Annotated in this window: 9 protein-coding genes; 7 read left to right on the top strand and 2 right to left on the bottom strand. The window is 39.5% G+C overall.

The genetic code is table 11. From position 1 onward, the window contains the following. Positions 1–22 precede the first annotated feature (22 nt). Complete coding sequence (locus PLH43_RS04865; protein WP_324360666.1) at positions 23–4885, bottom strand: kelch repeat-containing protein; 4863 nt, start codon at positions 4883–4885, stop codon at positions 23–25. Between the two features lie 231 nt (positions 4886–5116). Here PLH43_RS04865 and PLH43_RS04860 point away from each other — a divergent pair, with 231 nt between their 5' ends. The 5 genes from PLH43_RS04860 (at position 5117) to PLH43_RS04840 (ending at position 14198) form a co-directional block, all read left to right on the top strand. Beyond that, positions 5117–6871 carry a Na/Pi cotransporter family protein gene (locus PLH43_RS04860; RefSeq protein WP_324360664.1) on the top strand — a complete coding sequence of 585 codons (1755 nt, stop codon included), beginning with the start codon at positions 5117–5119 and terminating at the stop codon, positions 6869–6871. A gap of 350 nt (positions 6872–7221) precedes the next feature. Next, complete coding sequence (locus PLH43_RS04855) at positions 7222–9006, top strand: glycosyl hydrolase (RefSeq protein ID WP_324360662.1); 1785 nt, start codon at positions 7222–7224, stop codon at positions 9004–9006. A gap of 376 nt (positions 9007–9382) precedes the next feature. Next, the gene (locus PLH43_RS04850) at positions 9383–11218 is read left to right on the top strand and encodes a glycoside hydrolase family 9 protein (RefSeq protein WP_324360660.1); all 1836 of its coding nucleotides are present in this window, start codon (positions 9383–9385) and stop codon (positions 11216–11218) included. Between the two features lie 267 nt (positions 11219–11485). Beyond that, positions 11486–12181, top strand: a complete 696-nt coding sequence (locus PLH43_RS04845; RefSeq protein WP_324360658.1) for a response regulator transcription factor — start codon at positions 11486–11488, stop codon at positions 12179–12181. Next, positions 12156–14198 carry a HAMP domain-containing sensor histidine kinase gene (locus PLH43_RS04840; protein WP_324360657.1) on the top strand — a complete coding sequence of 681 codons (2043 nt, stop codon included), beginning with the start codon at positions 12156–12158 and terminating at the stop codon, positions 14196–14198. Before PLH43_RS04845 ends, PLH43_RS04840 begins: the two co-directional genes overlap by 26 nt. Before the next feature lie 165 nt (positions 14199–14363). Here PLH43_RS04840 and lysS read toward each other — a convergent pair whose 3' ends face one another. Continuing rightward, a complete protein-coding gene (gene lysS / locus PLH43_RS04835) occupies positions 14364–15965 on the bottom strand; it encodes a lysine--tRNA ligase (protein WP_324360655.1) in 1602 nt (533 codons plus the stop codon). Between the two features lie 1290 nt (positions 15966–17255). On the opposite strand from lysS, the gene PLH43_RS04830 reads away from it, so the two are divergent. Together PLH43_RS04830 and PLH43_RS04825 are read left to right on the top strand one after the other, a co-directional pair. Further along, positions 17256–17687, top strand: coding sequence for a chemotaxis protein CheW (locus PLH43_RS04830; RefSeq protein WP_324360686.1), 432 nt, complete (start codon positions 17256–17258; stop codon positions 17685–17687). 14 nt (positions 17688–17701) lie between these two features. Further along, the gene (locus PLH43_RS04825) at positions 17702–19141 is read left to right on the top strand and encodes a chemotaxis protein CheA (RefSeq protein ID WP_324360653.1); all 1440 of its coding nucleotides are present in this window, start codon (positions 17702–17704) and stop codon (positions 19139–19141) included. Positions 19142–19184 lie beyond the last annotated feature (43 nt).

Here is a 19184-nt window from a genome sequence, read left to right as displayed (position 1 = left end):
AACTATCAAGCCAACGATTTTGTTACTCTATTTGTGCAGGAAATTTAGAGATGCGTCCCAGCATATAACTCCTAACAAGTGCAAGGTCAATAGAATTTATATGACCGGATGCATCTACATCTCCGCTGATTGTCCAGTAAGGACCAGGAAGATTTTTCCTGACCCCTATAAGGTAGCTGTTTAGAAGGTCAAAATCGATTGAATTACAATCACCGCTGCCATCTAAATCACCATATATGAAGATGTCAACAACTCCATCGATAAACTTAAGTCCTGTATATTTATGATTATTTGCACCATATACATTGGATTCGTCTGCTTTGAAGCGTAAAGTGCTGCTTTTTACAGTATCCACATTGTTTTGAACGTTGAATTCAATATTTGCCAGGATGCCGTTGTTGTTTATCGCCTGTTGTGTTGCATTGTAACGGATGTTGATGGTACCGAGAGTATTGTCAATACTGTAGGAAAAAGCATTTCCGTTAGTTATGACGCTTCCCGAAGTTATATTTGCTACGGAAAGAGTCGATGGATCGTACTCAAGGGTTACATCAACTTTATATATTCGGTTTCCGGGTACATTGGACAGTGTAAGAGGAAGAATTTTTGTTCCTGCTTTTGGCTCCATTATGCCGCTTCCCATGTCAAGCTTTATAATGTTTTCTTCAGCAGGGGAATAAGAATACATACTGTTGAGTGGCTCAACGTACTCGATAAGGTCCAGCAATCCTCCCATAGTATATATTTTGCTTCCGTCAAATACCGAACAGTTTCTAGCCATGACTGAAGGAAGGGGCTTCTTTTCTGTCCAAGTTTCGTTAGCAGGGTCATATTCGTAAACGGTGGCTGAGTCACGAGAAAGATCAGCTCCGCCGATGATATATATTTTGTCATTAACAACTGCGGTGGAAAATTGCAATTTTGCTTGCGGCATAGGAGCTTTAGCAGTCCAGGTGTTTGTCGACGGGTCATACTCGTAGATAGAATTCAGTGCACCGCTGTCATTATTTCCACCAATTACATATATCCTGCCGTTTACAGCAACCGCTCCATGATTGAACCTTGGAACCGGCAAGGGAGCCACTGTGGACCATGTGTCATTAACCGGATCATACCTGTATACAGTTTTTGAGTATTGATAGTTTTTACCGTTATTTATTTTTCTAAAACCGCCAACAAGATACATATATCCGTTTAGATAAACAGCCTTGTGATTAGTAAGTCCTTCAGGAATATTTGCCTTTCTAGTCCATGTTTTGCTGACAGGGTCAAAAACTATAAGCTCATTCGAATATGACGAAGGGTTAGGTGAATAATCTCCACCGGAAATATAAATCTTTCCGTCAATAACTGCTGATGCATGATTTACTTTTTTATTTGCGAAACTTCCGCATACAGTCCATGTACCTGTGGATATGTCATATTCCTCAACGTTATTTTTATTTTCAAATGTACTGGTTCCTCCGATGACATATATTTTTCCGTCCACAATATCGGCAGTAAAGAAGGCTCTTTCATCGTTCATAGATGCTTCGGATCTCCATCCGTCGTTTTGAATTTTATAGCAAAGAACCTGGTTACTGCATACTGTGTTTGCAAAACCGCCAAAGATATATATCTTCCCGTTCTGATATACGGAAGCATGCCCGTAAAGAGTTGAAGGCAATTCAGCTGCTTTAGTCTGTGAACAGGTTAGAGGATCATATTTTATAATTTGGTTTGAATCTCTTCCACCGATAATAAAGAGTTTTCCGTCTGCTGCGCACACGCTAAAGTCGCTTATGCTGCTTGGAAGATTATTTTTTACTGTCCATTTGTCTGTTGAAGGATCATATTCCTCTACTGATTTTAAATTATCGTTATCGAATACTCCCCCCATAACAGTGATTTTACCGTTTACAACTCCGGCTGCGAAGTTGCTTCTGGCTGTCGGCATATCATCTGCATAGGTCCAAGTATTTGTATTGGGGTCGTATACTTCAACGCTTCTTAGTGTATTCCCGTTGTATCCGCCCATTACATAGATTTTGCCGCCAGATAAAGCAATTCCGAAATTGCTTCTTGGAGTTTTCATATTAGCCTTCAAAGTCCAAGTGTTGCTAACAGGGTCATATTCTTCAACACTGTTAAGATAAGAGTTTCCGTCGAATCCTCCAATTGCATAAATTTTTCCGTTATCTGCTTCGATGATTCCTACTCCGCTTCTTTTTTTGGACATTGGAGCCTTCTGTGTCCAGATGTTGTTGACAGGATCGAATTCTTCCACGCTGTTTAGATAATAAGTTCCGTTTGTTCCTCCCGCTACATAGATTTTTCCGTTTGTTGATGCTGCCGCACCGAAATTCATTCTTTGGCCGATCATAGGCTCTCCATAGGAAACTCCCATATCCGGTGTAACAAACTCCACAGTGTTGCTGGAATTACTGGTGTTAAAATATTTTCTGGCCCTGACGAAAAATTTGTATCTGGTGTTCGGCAAAATGTTTTTAAGTGTGTATGTATTTGTATATGCGGTGTCATAGTAAACATCATCCAAATATATGTCATAATAATCCGCTTCCGGAATAGAATTCCATACCAATTGGATTTCATCATCAACCCATTCGGTGGTTAGAACAGGTGTGTTAAGCATTGCCGAATATGTAAATGTGGAGCTCCACCCACTGGTATTTATAGCGCTTTTTGCTCTGACTCTGTATTTGTGCTCTGAGTTTGAAGTCAAATTTGAATGAGTATAGCTTGTTCCCCAAACGTTTACAATACTTGTGCCGTCAATTTCAACATCGTAGTTTGTTGCCCCGGGGACAGCATCCCATTTGAGTGTTATGGAATTTGGTGTTGATGTAGCTGTTATGGTTTTCGGTGTGCTCAAGAAGTTGGCTGAGGCTACCAGTGCAAAGGGCTGGGGGCCATGCGGTACTGAGTACCCCGATACTTCTATTGTGTAATTTCCTGCAACGGGGTTGGTGATTATTATATTTTCTACATTGTTTGTTCTGTCAAAATCAGAGTTGTAGGGAGCGGTAAAATCGTTTCCGTAATACGTTACACTGCCGTTTGGAGCCGTAACCTTCAAATCCAGGTCATTTACCAGTGTGACTGCATTCTGTGCAGCTGCAGGATAGTCCGACCAAACCAAAGTGATTTTTAATGGAGTGTCGGTTCTGGTACACGAGACAGTATATGTTAATTTTTGATTTTGTGACACAGAAGCGGTGTCACTTATAATTTGGGTTCCGAACATCGAATTGTACAGACTTATCTTTCCCCAACCTTTCTCTTGGCTATAACCGTTTTTGTCTAAAGCACCGTTAATGACAAAAGCTTTCAAAAGAGCAGCACTTGGCGTTATATTATAATTTTCCGTGATATATTCTCTGATTACTGCAACAGCACCGGAAGTTATAGGGGATGCCATAGATGTACCGCTCATGAATTCATAATTCGGGTATCCGGGATAGATAGTGTGAAGCGGCAAAAATTCGTCATATATTAAAGATGACATTGTTGAAGCAATAAATGTACCCGGTGCCACAACATCAGGCTTGATTCTTCCGTCCTGAGTTCCATGGCTTGAGAAATCAGCTATTTCATTTGGGTCATCGGAATAGTTTTGACCTTGATGCAATTTTGTATAAGGTCTGAAGTTTTCTGTTGCACCGACAGTAAGACAATTTTTAGCAGTAGCCGGTGAACCTACAGTACATTCATCCGGTCCGCTGTTTCCTGCAGATACCACTACAAGCATGTCTCTATGAGACCATACAAAGCTGTCCAAATCGGAGCTGTCAAAGCCATAGGAACCGTCCGGACTTTTTCCCCAGGAATTGTTGTGAATTCTTACTCCATTATCATAAGCCTCTTGTAATATATCCTCAAAAGAATCTACGTGGACTTTTCCCAAAAAGTCACCTACTTTTTGAATAACAAGACTAGCTTTGGGTGCCATACCTTTTATTTTTCCCTGGGACATTTCACCGCTGCCGGCAATGGAGCCTGCTACATGGGTGCCGTGGCCGTTGTCGTCATGTCCTGTAGTACCTATCCTGTCAATAATTCTAATTACTCTTCCGTTGAAATCTCTGTGATTTGTGCCGCTGGTAATACCGTAGGTTCCTTTGTCAAGGCCGGTATCGGCAATTCCCACAATTTGACCTTCTCCTTCGTATCCGAAAGTGGAAGCTATTTCGGCTTGAATAATTCCTGAAGCTATATCGTTGTGGAGCTCATATTCAGTTACTTCCTCTATGAATTTGACAGCTTTCAGCTGGGCCAAATCTTCTATCATATCCTCTGATATTTTTGCATAAATGCTGTTTCCGCTGAGGTATACGTCGGAAGCTCCCAACTTTTCTATTTCACTTGTCAAATTGCCGTCATCGATTCCAAAAGTACTTATTCTGACCTTCAACTCTTCCGAAGAAGGGGGTTCGATTCCCAGCAGGGATTTTATACTCTTGTTTTTTGGAGCTTTTGACCTTAATGCAGGATCAATTTTGTATTCGTTTTCATACGGAAGAACATCCACAACATGGGAAATACTCTTTACTTTCTCCACCGTATCGGAAGGTATGTAGCAAAGATAAGAATACTCGGGTGTGTAGTCTATCAACTTAACACCGAGCTCCATCACGTCATTCTTCATTTCGTCAGTTATGGGCCCGTTGAAAGAAACAATGTAAGGTCCTTCTTCATTTGAATAAGACCTTTGGGCCATCAGTGTGAAAGATGACCTTTTGCGAGGTTCTAGTGTTGCTGCCTTCAAGTAAATTTTCTGACTTTTACCTGAAGTGTTCTCTGAAGATTGCGCATTTACAGTTGTACAGCTGGCCGATAGAACAATTGAAGCTGAGAGTAAATAAGCCAAAAGTTTCTTGAATTTCATATGAAAACCTCCTTTGTAATTTAGTGGTAGTTTGATATGTACAACTCTGCGATTATCGATTATATACTAAAATTGAGAAAGATGGAGTGAAAATTTGTTGAAAAATTCGTGAAAAAAGAAAGAATAAAATTGCACCGAACATTTAACATACATTTTACATACATTTTACAAAGCGTCAGGTAAAAATATGCTATAATTTTTTTGATTTTAAGAAAAGGGAATGGGTGATATATGGATTTATTTGGTTTTTTAGAGTTAATAGGGGGGTTATCCTTGTTCCTGTTCGGTATGAGCCTTATGGGGACAGGGCTTGAAAAAAGTGCAGGCAACAAGCTCAAGGGCTTGCTTGAGCGTTTGACATCAAAAAAGCTGAATGGTTTCTTGATGGGGCTTGCTGTTACGGCTATCATACAAAGCTCTTCAGCCACTACTGTTATGGTGGTGGGCTTTGTAAACTCCGGCATAATGACCTTGAAGCAAGCGATCCACGTTATCATGGGTGCAAATGTCGGTACAACGGTTACTGCGTGGATTTTGAGTCTGGCCGGGATTGAAGGCAGCAATTTCTTTGTAAATTTACTGAAGCCTTCTTCTTTTACGCCGGTACTGGCTCTAATCGGTGTTATCTATTACTTGTTCATTAAAAATGAAAGAAAAAAGGATATTGGTTTGATTCTTCTAGGCTTTGCCACTCTGATTTACGGTATGGAAGGAATGTCCGCAGCGGTCGAGCCATTAGGTGAAATAGAAGGCTTTCGCAATATACTGCTGATTTTCTCAAACCCCATACTGGGAGTGCTCCTTGGTGCAGTGGTTACAGGAATCATCCAAAGCTCATCGGCTTCAGTGGGAATTTTGCAGGCATTGTCCGCCACGGGATATGTCACTATGGGGACTGCCATACCGATAATAATGGGCCAGAATATCGGTACTTGTGTTACGGCACTAATATCGTCGGTTGGAACAAATAAAAACGCCCGCCGTGCGGCACTGGTGCACCTTTACTTCAATCTTATCGGAACAGCGGTGTTCCTTACACTATTGACCATATTGGATGCAATATTCAACTTTGCATTTTTCGATTGGGCGGCAAATCATGTAACCATTGCAATTGCCCATTCGGCTTTCAACATTTTGTGTACGGCTATGTTGCTGCCTTTTAGCGGGCTTTTGGAAAAGCTGGCATACAAGACTATAAAAGAAGACAATAAAAAGGACAAGGTGTCACTTCTCGATTCCCGTTTGTTTTCAACTCCTGCCATAGCTATAAACCGCAGCAGGGAAATTGCAAAGGAAATGGCCTACACTTCAATGAGTGCCATAAAGCAGGCGGTTGCACTGGTGAACAATTATGACGAAAAAGATGTGCAGAAGGTAAAAGATGCGGAGCAGCAAACGGACAGATATGAAGATGCCTTGGGGACCTATCTTGTCAAGCTGTCCAGTCAGAATTTGTCGGCCCAGGACAGTACGGAAGCCGCCAAACTACTTTTCTTGATAGGCGAGTTTGAGCGTATTGCGGATTATGCATTGGAGATTATGGATTCTGCCCAAGAGATGCACGATAAGAAGATGCAGTTTTCCGAATCCGCTAAAAAAGAGCTGGGTGTTATGATGGCGGCGGTGGAAGAAGCGGTTGAGACTGCTGTCAAGGCATTTGACAGAAATGACACTTTACTTGCGGCAAAGGTGGACCCCCTCGAGGAAGTAATTGACGAGCTTAAAAGTGCGATGAAAAAGAAGCATATTAAAAGATTGCAGAGCAACAAGTGTACAATTGAGATGGGATTTGTCTATTCCGATTTGATAACTGTATTGGAACGCATATCCGACCATTGTTCCAACATTGCGGGATGTGTGATAGAAATGTCCCATGACAGCATGAATATGCACAGCTATCTGTATAAAGTAAAGCATGAGCCCAATAATGAATTTCTTAAACAGTTTAATGAGTATTCTGCGAAGTATGCTATAAGCATAGATTAATAGAATGTTTCTATTGTTGATAATTTGATAAATTAACTAAGGAGGATAAAAAGCACTTTACCTTGATACTTTAAAGGAAAGTGCTTTTTAATATTACATTGTTTTATAATATAAAATGACAACATTCTATAAAATTAATTGTAATGTAGAGAAAAATGTAGTAAAATAAATATATAGGAAAAAACGTGCTATTCCATATCTATGCGGTTTTCTACATCTACACAGTTCTATATGAAGAATTATCTGCATTTCTTTTCTTGTTTTGCTTTATCACATTGCGGTAATGTTACAACTGAATAAAATTTCTATTATTTAATATAATATGATATTTTACAGAGAGGGGAATATTTATGAGAGGGAAGACTTCAATGAAAGCTTTCTTGGCACTGATGCTTGCAGTTGTCATACCTATAACATCGTGCATCTTTGTGACAAATGCAGTGTCTGCGGATGGGGACAAGTACGAGTTTGAAGACGGTATCCGTAACGGAGCCCAGATTTATACCGACTATGTGGGTAAAAATGAGTATGGAGATGTCTTCGATCTTACAGGAAGTACTTGCGTCTTTATTGGACAAAAGGGTACAAGTACATCGGTAAACGTTGAGGTTGACAAAGAAGGACTTTACGAAATATTTATCAGCTATGTACAGCCTTATGACAAAATCAAAAAAGTGCAGTACCTGAATGTAAACGGTTCCAATCAGGGAGAAGTAAGCTTTCCGTTTACTCTCAAATGGAAAGAGCTTTCGGCAGGGATTGTAAAGCTTGATGCAGGTACCAATAATATTGAACTTGAAGCCTACTGGGGATACACCTACTTTGATTATCTGGTTGTAAAACCTGCAGACGAAAGCATTGTAGGACTCAAGGTTTCAAAAACATTGGTAAATCCCAATGCTACAAAAGAAGCAAAGGCACTTATGAGTTATCTTGTTGATATTTACGGCAAGCACATACTTTCGGGACAGCAAGAGCTTTGCGGTTCTCACAACTATGAAGGGTCTGAGGCCGAGTTTACATATATAAGGGAAAAAACCGGGAAACTGCCTGCGGTAAGAGGCTTTGACTTTATGAACTACAGAGGAAACGGTTTGATGTGGGATGACCTGTGCGCCGAGCGTGTTATCGAGTGGTACAATGAAAAAGGCGGAATACCGACGGTTTGCTGGCACTGGTTTTCACCCGGGGATATTGGAAAGAAAGCGGACAACAGTTTTTATACCGAGAGCACAACCTTTAGCATATCAAAGGCTTTAACTCCTGGAACGGAAGAAAATATTGCGCTGCTCAATGATATCGATACCATGGCTCAAAAACTGAAGCAGGTTCAGGATGCCGGGGTTCCTATACTGTTCAGACCGCTCCATGAAGCGGAAGGCGGATGGTTCTGGTGGGGAGCCGAAGGTCCGGAGCCTTGTGTAAAGCTTTACAGACTTCTCTATGACAAGTTTACCAATGAATATGGCTTGAACAATCTTATATGGGTTTGGACTTCATATACTTATGAGACTTCAGCCGCATGGTATCCGGGCGATGATGTGGTGGATATCATCGGTTACGACAAATACAATGCCAAGGACGGAAAGCCTAATGGAAGCGCAATTTCATCCACATTCTACAACCTGGTGAAGCTCACTGACGGCAAAAAACTGGTTGCAATGAGTGAGAATGATACAATTCCGAGAGTTTCAAATCTCATAAATGAAAGAGCCGGATGGCTGTATTTCTGCCCATGGTACGGTTGGTGGCTTACAGGAGAACAGAACAATCCTGTTGACTGGCTGATAGAAATGTATCAGAGCGATTACTGCATAACTTTGGATGAGCTCCCCAACTTAAAAACATACCCTATATCAGGTAATGATAATCCGACACCGGATCCGGAGCCCACATCTACAATGTGGCCGGAATTTGTGTATGGGGATTTGAACGGCGACAAGAAGGTTAATTCAACCGACCTGTCCTACATGAAGAGGTATATCCTTAGAATAATTCGTTCGCTTGGCCTTCCGGAGAGAGTAGCAGACTTAAATCAAGATAGCAGGATCAACTCAACCGACTATTCCATATTGCAAAGATACTTACTTCGTACGATACCGAGTCTACCCGTTGAGTATCAGGAATCAGAATGAAATTAAACCTGTAATTTTTGGCCGGTGTCTTAAGATACCGGCTTTTATTTTGGCCTCTTGGAATGAAATGAAAGAGGCAAAACCGAGAATATCTGTTTAAAATCAATTGTAATATGAAGAAAAATATAGTAAGATATTAGTGAAAGGATAAAGTAGTATATTGAATAATTAAAATATATGAATCGGTTGTAGTAATGCTATCCCAATAAAAAATGAAGAATATCCGTTAATTTATTGAGAAAACGTCTTGCTAATTCTATATCCCAAATTAAGTCTACGCTTTATCTGTATTTCAATAGTTAATTCAATTTCGTCAAGCTGTGTTAAAAATAAATATTAACATAAATAATTTAATTTTATAAGAAAGGGAAGGGATATGATGAAAAAGAAGTTTTTCTCAAAGAAAGTGGCGGCTTTTCTAACCGGTCTTGCGATTACAGCTGCAGGAATTATTCCTTTCAGCATTGTAAGGACAGATGCTGCCGGAGAATACAATTATGCAAAGGCATTGCAGTATTCCATGTTCTTTTATGATGCCAACATGTGCGGTACCGGTGTTGATGAGAATGGTCTTTTAGACTGGAGAGGGAACTGCCACGTATATGACGCGAAACTTCCGCTGGATTCCCAAAACACCGATATGTCCGACGGATTCATCAGCAGCAACAGAAGTGTACTTGACCCGGATGGAGACGGCAAAGTTGACGTTTCTGGCGGTTTCCATGATGCCGGTGACCATGTAAAATTTGGTCTCCCTGAGGCTTATGCCGCTTCAACAGTGGGTTGGGGTTATTATGAGTTTAAAGATCAGTTCCGTGCAACGGGTCAGGCTCCTCATGCGGAAACGCTTCTAAGATACTTTAATGACTATTTCATGAAGTGTACTTTCAGGGATGCATCGGGTAATGTAGTAGCGTTCTGTCATCAGGTGGGAGATGGAGATATCGACCATGCATTTTGGGGTGCTCCTGAGAAGGATACCATGTTTAGAAGAGGCTGGTTTATTACAAAGGAAAAACCCGGAACTGACATTATTTCGGGAACGGCAGCTTCACTTGCAATAAACTACTTGAATTTTAAGGACACAGACCCTCAATATGCTGCAAAAAGCCTTGATTATGCAAAAGCTTTATTTGATTTTGCACAGAAAAATTCAAAAGCAGTACTTTCAAGTGCTGACGGCCCTAAAGGTTATTATTCTTCAAGCAAATGGGAGGATGATTACTGCTGGGCTGCTGCATGGCTTTATTTGGCAACTCAAAATGAGAATTATTTAGACGAAGCATTTAAATATTTCGATTATTATGCGCCGCCAGGGTGGATACATTGCTGGAATGATATGTGGTCAGGTACGGCATGTATTTTGGCAGAAATAGACGATTTGTATGACAAAAACAGTCAAAATTTCGAAGACAGATATAAGAGAGCTTCAAATAAAAATCCGGGTGAGCAGATTGATTTCTGGAAACCTATACAGCAATTGCTTGACAAGTGGCTACCGGGAGGCGGTATTACAATTACACCGGGCGGATATACGTTCCTCAATCAATGGGGTTCCGCAAGATACAATACTGCAGCACAGCTGATAGCTCTTGTTTATGACAAACATCATGGTGATACACCATCAAAGTATGGTAATTGGGCAAGGTCGCAAATGGATTACCTGTTGGGTAAAAACCCTATAAATCGTTGTTATGTTGTGGGCTATAGCAGTAATTCAGTTAAGTACCCGCACCATAGAGCAGCTTCCGGCTTAAGTGATGCCAACGACCGTTCTCCGCATAAACATGTATTGTATGGTGCACTTGTTGGCGGACCTGATTCTGGAGATCAGCATGTAGACGTTACAAGTGATTATGTTTACAATGAAGTTGCTATCGACTACAATGCTGCTTTTGTAGGAGCATGTGCAGGCTTGTACAGATTCTTTGGGGATTCTTCAATGCAGATAGATCCGTCAATGCCAACACCAAAAGGAAATGTTCCGACACCGAGTCCCACACCAAACATTATATATGGAGATTTGAACGGCGACCAGAAAGTAAATTCCACAGACTATACTATGATGAAGAGATATTTAACTAAAAGCCTTCAAAAGTTTAATACTCCCGAGGAGTCTGCTGACCTCAATAGAGACGGAAAAATTAATTCCACGGACTTGTCCATATTAAAGAGGTATTTGCTAAACAGCATACCGTCTCTACCTGTATAAAAATTAATTAAAGCGATTGACATATAAATATAAAAATTTATTCTTATAGAATAAAGCGGGTGGCTGTGCGGCTGCCCGTTTTATTTATATTCGTCAGGGACTAAACCATAGGTTTTAGCTTGATGTTTTCTAAAAGATAGATTAATCTTAAGAAAAGTTTAAGAATTTTATGAACGTTTTTGTAAGGTTTGCCTGCTATGCTATAAAATAAAAAGGCAGGTGATATAAGATGAACTATTACAGGAAAAGTATTGGGGGCCGATACATATGGACAAATGCAATATTTTAGTGTGTGACGATGACAAGGCAATAGTGGATGCACTGGAAATTTACTTGAAACAGGAGGGTTACGGTGTTGTTAAAGCATATACGGGAAAGCAGGCATTGAAAGCTCTGGAAGAAGAAAAAGTCCATTTGGTTATATTGGATGTGATGATGCCGGAATTGGACGGATTGTCTGCAACCATAAAGATTCGGGAAGAGCTCAATATACCAATTATAATCCTGTCTGCAAAGTCTGAGGATACGGACAAGATTATAGGGCTTAACTTCGGAGCCGACGATTATGTGACAAAGCCGTTCAACCCACTGGAGCTTATTGCAAGGGTGAAGTCGCAGCTTCGTAGGTATACTCAGCTCGGAGGGACAGAAAGAAAAAGCGGAGTATTGAAAAACGGAGGATTGGAGCTTGATATTGAGGCAAAAGAGCTGAAGGTTGACGGAGAATTGGTAAAGTTAACGGCGACAGAGTACGGTATTGTGCTGTTTCTTATGAAAAATGCGGGCAAAGTGTTTTCCATAGATCAAATATATGAAAATGTGTGGAAGGAACCGGCGTATTTGTCGGAGAACACGGTTGCCGTGCATATTCGACGCATAAGGGAAAAAATTGAGATTAATCCCAAAGAACCAAAATACTTAAAGGTGGTGTGGGGTATTGGATATAAAATGGAAAAATATTAAACGTTCCAACACGACAAAAGGGCTTGCATTTTTTCTTGCGTGGCTGAGCTTTCTAGTTGTGTGCGGAAGCTGGGGTTTTCTGATAAAAAACGAACAGATTGTTACATGCGACAACTATTACAGCTATCCTAAATATATATCCAATTTTAGCAGCCATGTTGCAAGCGTTGTGGATTATTATATTTGGCTGAAAGATGTAAGAAGTGAAGAGGATATTATCGAGAATGAAATCGATTGGTATGTGATTACCGAAAAATCCGTTGCGCTCTATAATGCAACACAAACCATTTCCAACATATTAAACTTCGGCTATTATATTAAAGACACACAAACAGGCGAAGTCATTACAAATGTAGAAGATGAGGATCCAATTGAATTTTTAAGGAAACAGCGTACATATGTATATATAAACAACAGAAACGTGTATAATCAGTATCTGTATAGGGCCAATTATATAATGGAAAGAATGAAAGGAACAAACTATGAAGTTTATGCTGCAGTTATAGAGCCATTGAAACCCGGAGATGAATTTTACGATGATTATATTCGATATACCAGAGTGAAATCCTTGATGATATTTGTGATAATCTCATTGATAGTATGTTTTATATTGCTGATAGGGTGCCTGGCATACCTTTTCAGCGGTACGTGGAAAGGTATTTGGCAGGAGCAAAAAGAAGAAAGCAGACCTGTGCCGTTTATTGATAAAGTGTATTTGGATATACACACAATAGGTTCGATAATTTTGATTTTAATATGCGGATTTGCTTTTGCGAATACTTTGGAAACATACTATGATAATGAGCCTAGAAGTATATTGTTTTTAGCTGTTACGCTGAGTGTTGCGTTTATAACTTGGCTTTCCTATTCATTATCCCTAATCCGGCGGAGAAAGAGGGGTAATCTGTCAAACAGCATTCTCTTTATAATTATTTTAAGAATTTTTTTAAGAAAAATTAAAGATTTCATTAAGCAATGTTTTAACGGTAAAATTTTCAGGGTATGGATACTGATTTTGCTTCCTTTTTATGTGGCTATAAACTGTATGTTATTTGTGATATTTGTTGACGCATATGTCAATTATTACTATAGTTCTGCAGCTAAAATTTCAGGTTTCTTGCTGGTATTTATAAACGTATTGGTTTTTGCCTTTATTGCTCGAGCTTTAAGGTCCCTTGCAACGATTATGGAAGGAACAAAACAGATATCCCAAGGTAATATCGACTATGAAATGAACAGTGATAAAATGTCACCTGTGTTTGCCGCTTTTGCCGAAAACATTTGCAACATCAGAGGTGGGTTGAAAAATGCGGTTGAAGAAGCGATAAAGGGAGAACGTATGAAGACGGAGCTGATAACCAATGTATCCCATGACTTAAAGACACCGCTTACCTCCATAATAAATTATGTGGATTTGCTAAAAAGAGAAGAAGTGGGAAGCGATAAAGCGAAGGAATATATCGGTATTCTTGAAGAGAAATCTGCAAGGCTCAAGGTTTTGATTGAAGATTTGGTGGAGGCAAGCAAGGCATCCAGCGGAAACTTGGCAGTCAATCTCGAAAAGGTGGATCTGCATGAATTAATTTTGCAGGCTCATGGTGAATACCAAGAAAAAATGGAGAAGGCTGGGCTTGATATTCGAATTAGTGCAGAGGAGAAAAATATATTTGTACTCGCCGACGGAAAGCATATGTGGAGAATAATAGAAAATCTAATGTCCAATGTTTTGAAATACTCGTTGCGGGGTACCAGGGTTTATATCAATATATCAAAAAATCAAAGCGACGGGGTGCTTGTTGTAAAGAATATATCGGCCATTCCATTGAATATACCTGCAGAACGATTGACGGAAAGGTTTGTGAGAGGCGATGAATCTAGAACAACGGAAGGCTCGGGATTGGGCCTGTCTATTGCTCAAAGCTTGACTGCCTTGCAAAGAGGTAAGTTTGACATACAAATAGATGGGGATTTGTTCAAAGTAACTGTGGAAATGCCGTTGTGGAGAGATTCAAAATAAAAAAGGGGCAATAAGAGCTTAAGACAAGAACCCAAAAGACTAATAAAAGCTCGGGACATCGACTCCCTTCGCTTTTGTCTCTTTCATTTCATTCCAAGAGGCCAAATAAAAAACCCTTGAAGCACCGTATTATAAAGTGCTTCAAGGGTTCTATAATTCTAGCAATTAATTATTTGCGCCACCCTTTACCAAAGGCTCGACAATCGGAAGAATATTTTCGGCGCCTACAGCTAGAATCAATGTTGAAAGCATAGGCCCTTTATCTTCTCCGATTAACAAGCGATACATGGTTTTGAAGAACAGCAGCTGATTTTTCTTGTTTTCCTTAACGTCTGCAGTTTCCTTCTTAGGAATAGCATACAGACGGGTAGTCAATTCCTCGGAATCCATCTTGATTTTAATTAATTCACAGAAGTCTTTTACCCAACCTTTTACTTCATCATCCAGAGCTTCGAAATACTCAAAATCCGGTGATGTGTTTAATTTCATCAGCATGTTCGGTGCATATTTTTCGAGCCAGTAAGCTACTTTTTCGAGCCTTTCTTTGAGCTCTTCAGCTTTAAAGCTCATGCCGATCTTTGTGAACATTTCTTCAATCATATCAATTTTTCCGTTGGAAATTGAGTATAAAGTCAGCAGGATATTAAAAGGCGGATTTACTTTTTTAGGACTTCCGTCCAATACAATATCCAGCGTGCTTTTAGTAATCTCATCCAGACTTTCGGCATTGTTGTAATAATTTTCATAAATCCTGTCAAATTCGCCGTAAATCCTCGGTACATCATCGCCAAGGCTTATGTCGAAAGCCTCGTTTGGAGTCTTTTTGGCATAAAGCCACCAGATGATTTCCGGAGGATATATTTTCAGCAACTCTTCGAGATTTATGTTTAAGCCGGAAGAGCCGGACATCTTTCCTGTCAAACCTTTAATTCCAATGAACTCATAGCCTTGGAACAGGGGCTCATCAATATTGTAAATCTTTTTCGCAATTACCCTGGATACCTGATAACTTCCTTGGGGCGATGCATGATCTTTTCCGCCGGGCTCAAAGTCAACACCCTCATACATCCATCTCATGGGCCAGTCAACTTTCCACGGAAGCTTGCAATTGCCCTGTTCGGAAATATTTACTGTGGAAACATTTCCGCATTTGCAGCTATAGCCTACTACATTGCAATCTTCAGACAACTCTGTGATTTTTGTAGTATCCTTTCCGCATTTGTCACAGTAGACGGAAACGGGATAGAAGTTTTCCCTTTCTTCTTCAGAATATTCCTGTGTCTTAAATTCCTGCATTATATCATATATTTCTTTTCTGTTTTTCAGAGCAGTTATTATACCGTCTTTGTATCTTCCGCTCATGTACTCCTTGGTTTGATATCTGATTATATCGAATTTGAGACCAATCTTTTCGAGGGATTCTTCATATTCTTTTTCGTAGTGTTCTGCATAGGAAGCGTGGCAGCCAAAGGGATCGGGCACTGCAGAATATGGCATGCCTATGTAGCTTTCATATTCTTTGATTCTATCCTCGGGCAGGTTCTTGGGTACTTTCCTGAAACGGTCATAATCATCCCAAGACAAAAGCAAAACAGTCTTTTTTCCCTGCTTCCTTAGAGCTTTTGCAACAAAATAAACAGTAACGGCATCCCTGAAATTACCTATATGGACTGTACCTGAAGGGCTTGTGCCTGCTGCAAGTACAAATTCCTCCTTGTCAGGGTGTAAGCTTATCAGCTTGTTAGCAATTTCATCCGACCAATGCATTTATTACATTCCTCCTAGTGTATCAACACCATAAAATCCATTTTATCCTTAATATATTAATTATTTTTGTCCTTATTTAAGAAAAATAAAATATCTTATTAAAACAAAGTGCCCGGAAAACTGGCAAATGACAGCCAAATGACCCTCAATACCATGCTTCTAAATATCATAATACAAAATGAAAATTAAGTCAATAAAAAGTTGGAAATATGAAGCATCGCAAACTTTAAGACTATTATCTTCAGCCGGGAATTGAGAAAGGAATTTATCTTGAATAATAGGAATAATTTTCCTGAAGATTAAAGTAACAATATGCTCATTTTGTTACTTTAAAATATATACTTCGACGCAACATTTATTTTTCCTGCATATTTTGTATTTTTTATAAAATAAATAAAACTCTCTAACTATTTAGTTGTTTGTTTGGATATTTATAACATATTAAAATTAGACTAAAAAGCAGAGTTTGCCTTTTAAATTCCAGGCCGTTACGGCCGAGTTTTCTATATACTCTAAGCCCTAAGGCCCTCAATATTAACCCAATCAAATACTCGAGTACATTTTATAATATGTTGTAAACTAAAGGCATTTACATAAATTATTAAAAAGATACATGATTCTTTTATATGAAATAAATTAAACGAAAATATTATTAGTATTAAACCTTCTAAATATCAGAGTTTTTACGTTGTTAATAAAGTAACAAAATGAGCATATTGTTACATTCAAAAAATGAAAAACTCCATATTAGGAAATATCAAGTTAGATTTTATGTAAATTGTAACGGTTAATCACAAAATGTATTTTTCGAAAACACCAAAACTAACAAAACGCAATTTGGCATAACAACGCAAAGCTTAGATACCGGATTCGTCGCAAAACAACAGAGAGGTGGATAACAATCGGCATACAACGATATGATTTAGGAAAAATATCTGATGTGCATATTAAGACGAAAAATACACTATCGGGAAAACAACCGGATTCATAGAAGAAATCTGGCAAGCAGGCTTCCCTATGTTTAAATCAAAAGGAAGCTTTGACTTTCTTGCTCTTGCTGAATTGGGCTTTGCATTCTCAATCAAATATTGGGCCCAATTGCTCTTCTAGTTTTATTTCCCTCGTCATGAGAGAGGCAGTCAGACCATATTGGCAAAATCTATAGGTTTAAGTATGCTATTTCCAAAGTAAGAGGATATAGGCTATTTTTCGTTATCTTATTCAAACATTAAGTAAGTTATAACATTTTTTAACTATATTTATTTAATGTTTGAAGGGAGGTGAACAATGATGAATGAACTTTTGACCAGCCTATATGTGGCTTATGAATTAGCAGATGAGAAATATGCCCTGAAAATCAGCGATGTATATGAGATTATCAAAATGCAAAGCATCACCCCGATACCTAATAGCCAGCCCTTTTTGGAAGGAGTTATCAATCTTCGGGGTAAAATCATTCCTGTAGTCAATCTTCATAAAAGGCTGGGACTTGTCAATTACACGCCTACAAAAAAGACCCGCATTGTTGTGGTAAAAAGCAGAGATGAGATGATTGGGATTGTGGTTGATAAAGTAAACCATGTCATAAGGTTTTCGGACATTCAACCGCCTCCGGAGATGATAGCGGGGATTGATGGCAGCTACTTTGAAGGCATAGGTATTACTGATGAAGGGGTAGTCAGCATTCTAAAAATCGATAGTGTACTTTATGAATATGAATAGGAAGGGAGTGTAGCATGGCTAACATATTTGAAAGCCCGGAGACTGCAAGGGCTTTTATGGGTGAAGCTGAAGAACAGCTACAACTGCTTTCGAAAGATAAACCGGACGGCAATACGGATAAGGTTGAAAATTCCCTGTCCCAAACGGAGGCTGGAGAAACTGGGGCGGGGGATGAGAAAGATTCAGCAGTGGGAGAGAAAAAAAGAATTGTACATACTGTAAGGATTGATGTAGACCATCTGGAAAGAATGATGGACCTCGTTGGTGAATTGGTGATTGAACAGATACGAATAGCTCAGGTCTCAGACAACTTATATGACCGGTATCCCTTTGACGAAACTGTCGATGACTTGATAGGTATCTCAAACCGGGTATCGGTGCTAACCAATGAGCTTCAAGAAGAAATAATGAAAACCCGTATGATGCCGGTGGAGCAGTTATTTAGCTGCTTTTCCGGAATGGTCGGAGATTTGTCCCTCTCACTGAACAAGGAAGTTGACCTGGTGCTTGAGGGTGGGGAAACAGAAATAGACAGGACAATCATGGAAGAAATGAGTGACCCTCTAATCCACCTTGTACGGAATGCTGTAATTTATGGGATTGAAAATCCGGAAGTCCGTAAAAAGATGGGTAAACCCCAAAAGGGTACATTGCGAGTTACAGCATTGTCCGAGGACAGCAATGTAATTATAACCATTGAAGATGACGGAGCAGGAATTGATATACAAAGGATAAAACAATCAGCTGTAAAGAATCGGATTGTTACGGAGAAAGAAGCAGACAGCATGAGTGAACAGCAGTTGATAAACCTTATTTTTCACACCGACCTTTCCCCTTCAGAGAATGATATTTCTGTCCATGGAGGCGGAATGGATATAGTAAGGACTGGCATTGAAAAACTGAATGGAATCGTTGATGTTGAGACGCGGACAGGCACCGGGACAAAGTTCATAATCAAACTGCCAATCAAGCTTCCTCTCACTCTTGCCATATTGAAAGGGCTTTTAGTTAAGATTAACAATCAAACTTATGCCCTTCCTATGAGCAATGTTGTTGAAATTGTACGAAAGCCAAAGAATGAAATTGAATCCGTCAATGGACAAGCAGTGGCGGTTATAAGGGACAGAGCGGTTCCTTTGATTTGGCTTCATGACTATTTCGGCATTTCGCGGAGCAAGGAGAGGGAGAATACTTTGATTGTTTTGTTGGGAATAGCAGAAAAACGCTTTGGAATTGTGGTGGACGAACTTATAAGGAACCAAGAAATTGTTGTTACAAATCTTGGCTCTTATATAGGCAAAGTAGAAGGTATTTCTGGAGCCACAATTTTAGGTGACAGAAGTGTAGCTTGCATACTGGACGTAGTAGGAATTGCAAGAATGGTAGACAGCAGGAAGGTTTCCAAAATAAACAATGAATACTCAAAAATAAATGATGAAGAGTCAAAACAGTGATTGCTTCACAAACACAAAATAGGAGGCGTTGTTTATGGGATTT

The sequence above is a fragment of the Acetivibrio sp. genome (genome assembly GCF_035371925.1).
GTDB lineage: Bacteria > Bacillota > Clostridia > Acetivibrionales > Acetivibrionaceae > Hungateiclostridium.
Note: the sequence above shows the minus strand (reverse complement) of the source record. Positions and strands in the feature narration are given on the sequence as shown.

Coding starts and splice junctions, on each gene's coding strand:
- PLH43_RS04845 (WP_324360658.1), top strand. CDS start 11,486: ATGGACAAATGCAATATTTTAGTGTGTGACGATGACAAGGCAATAGTG.
- PLH43_RS04830 (WP_324360686.1), top strand. CDS start 17,256: ATGAATGAACTTTTGACCAGCCTATATGTGGCTTATGAATTAGCAGAT.
- PLH43_RS04855 (WP_324360662.1), top strand. CDS start 7,222: ATGAGAGGGAAGACTTCAATGAAAGCTTTCTTGGCACTGATGCTTGCA.
- PLH43_RS04825 (WP_324360653.1), top strand. CDS start 17,702: ATGGCTAACATATTTGAAAGCCCGGAGACTGCAAGGGCTTTTATGGGT.
- lysS (WP_324360655.1), bottom strand. CDS start 15,965: ATGCATTGGTCGGATGAAATTGCTAACAAGCTGATAAGCTTACACCCT.
- PLH43_RS04850 (WP_324360660.1), top strand. CDS start 9,383: ATGATGAAAAAGAAGTTTTTCTCAAAGAAAGTGGCGGCTTTTCTAACC.
- PLH43_RS04865 (WP_324360666.1), bottom strand. CDS start 4,885: ATGAAATTCAAGAAACTTTTGGCTTATTTACTCTCAGCTTCAATTGTT.
- PLH43_RS04860 (WP_324360664.1), top strand. CDS start 5,117: ATGGATTTATTTGGTTTTTTAGAGTTAATAGGGGGGTTATCCTTGTTC.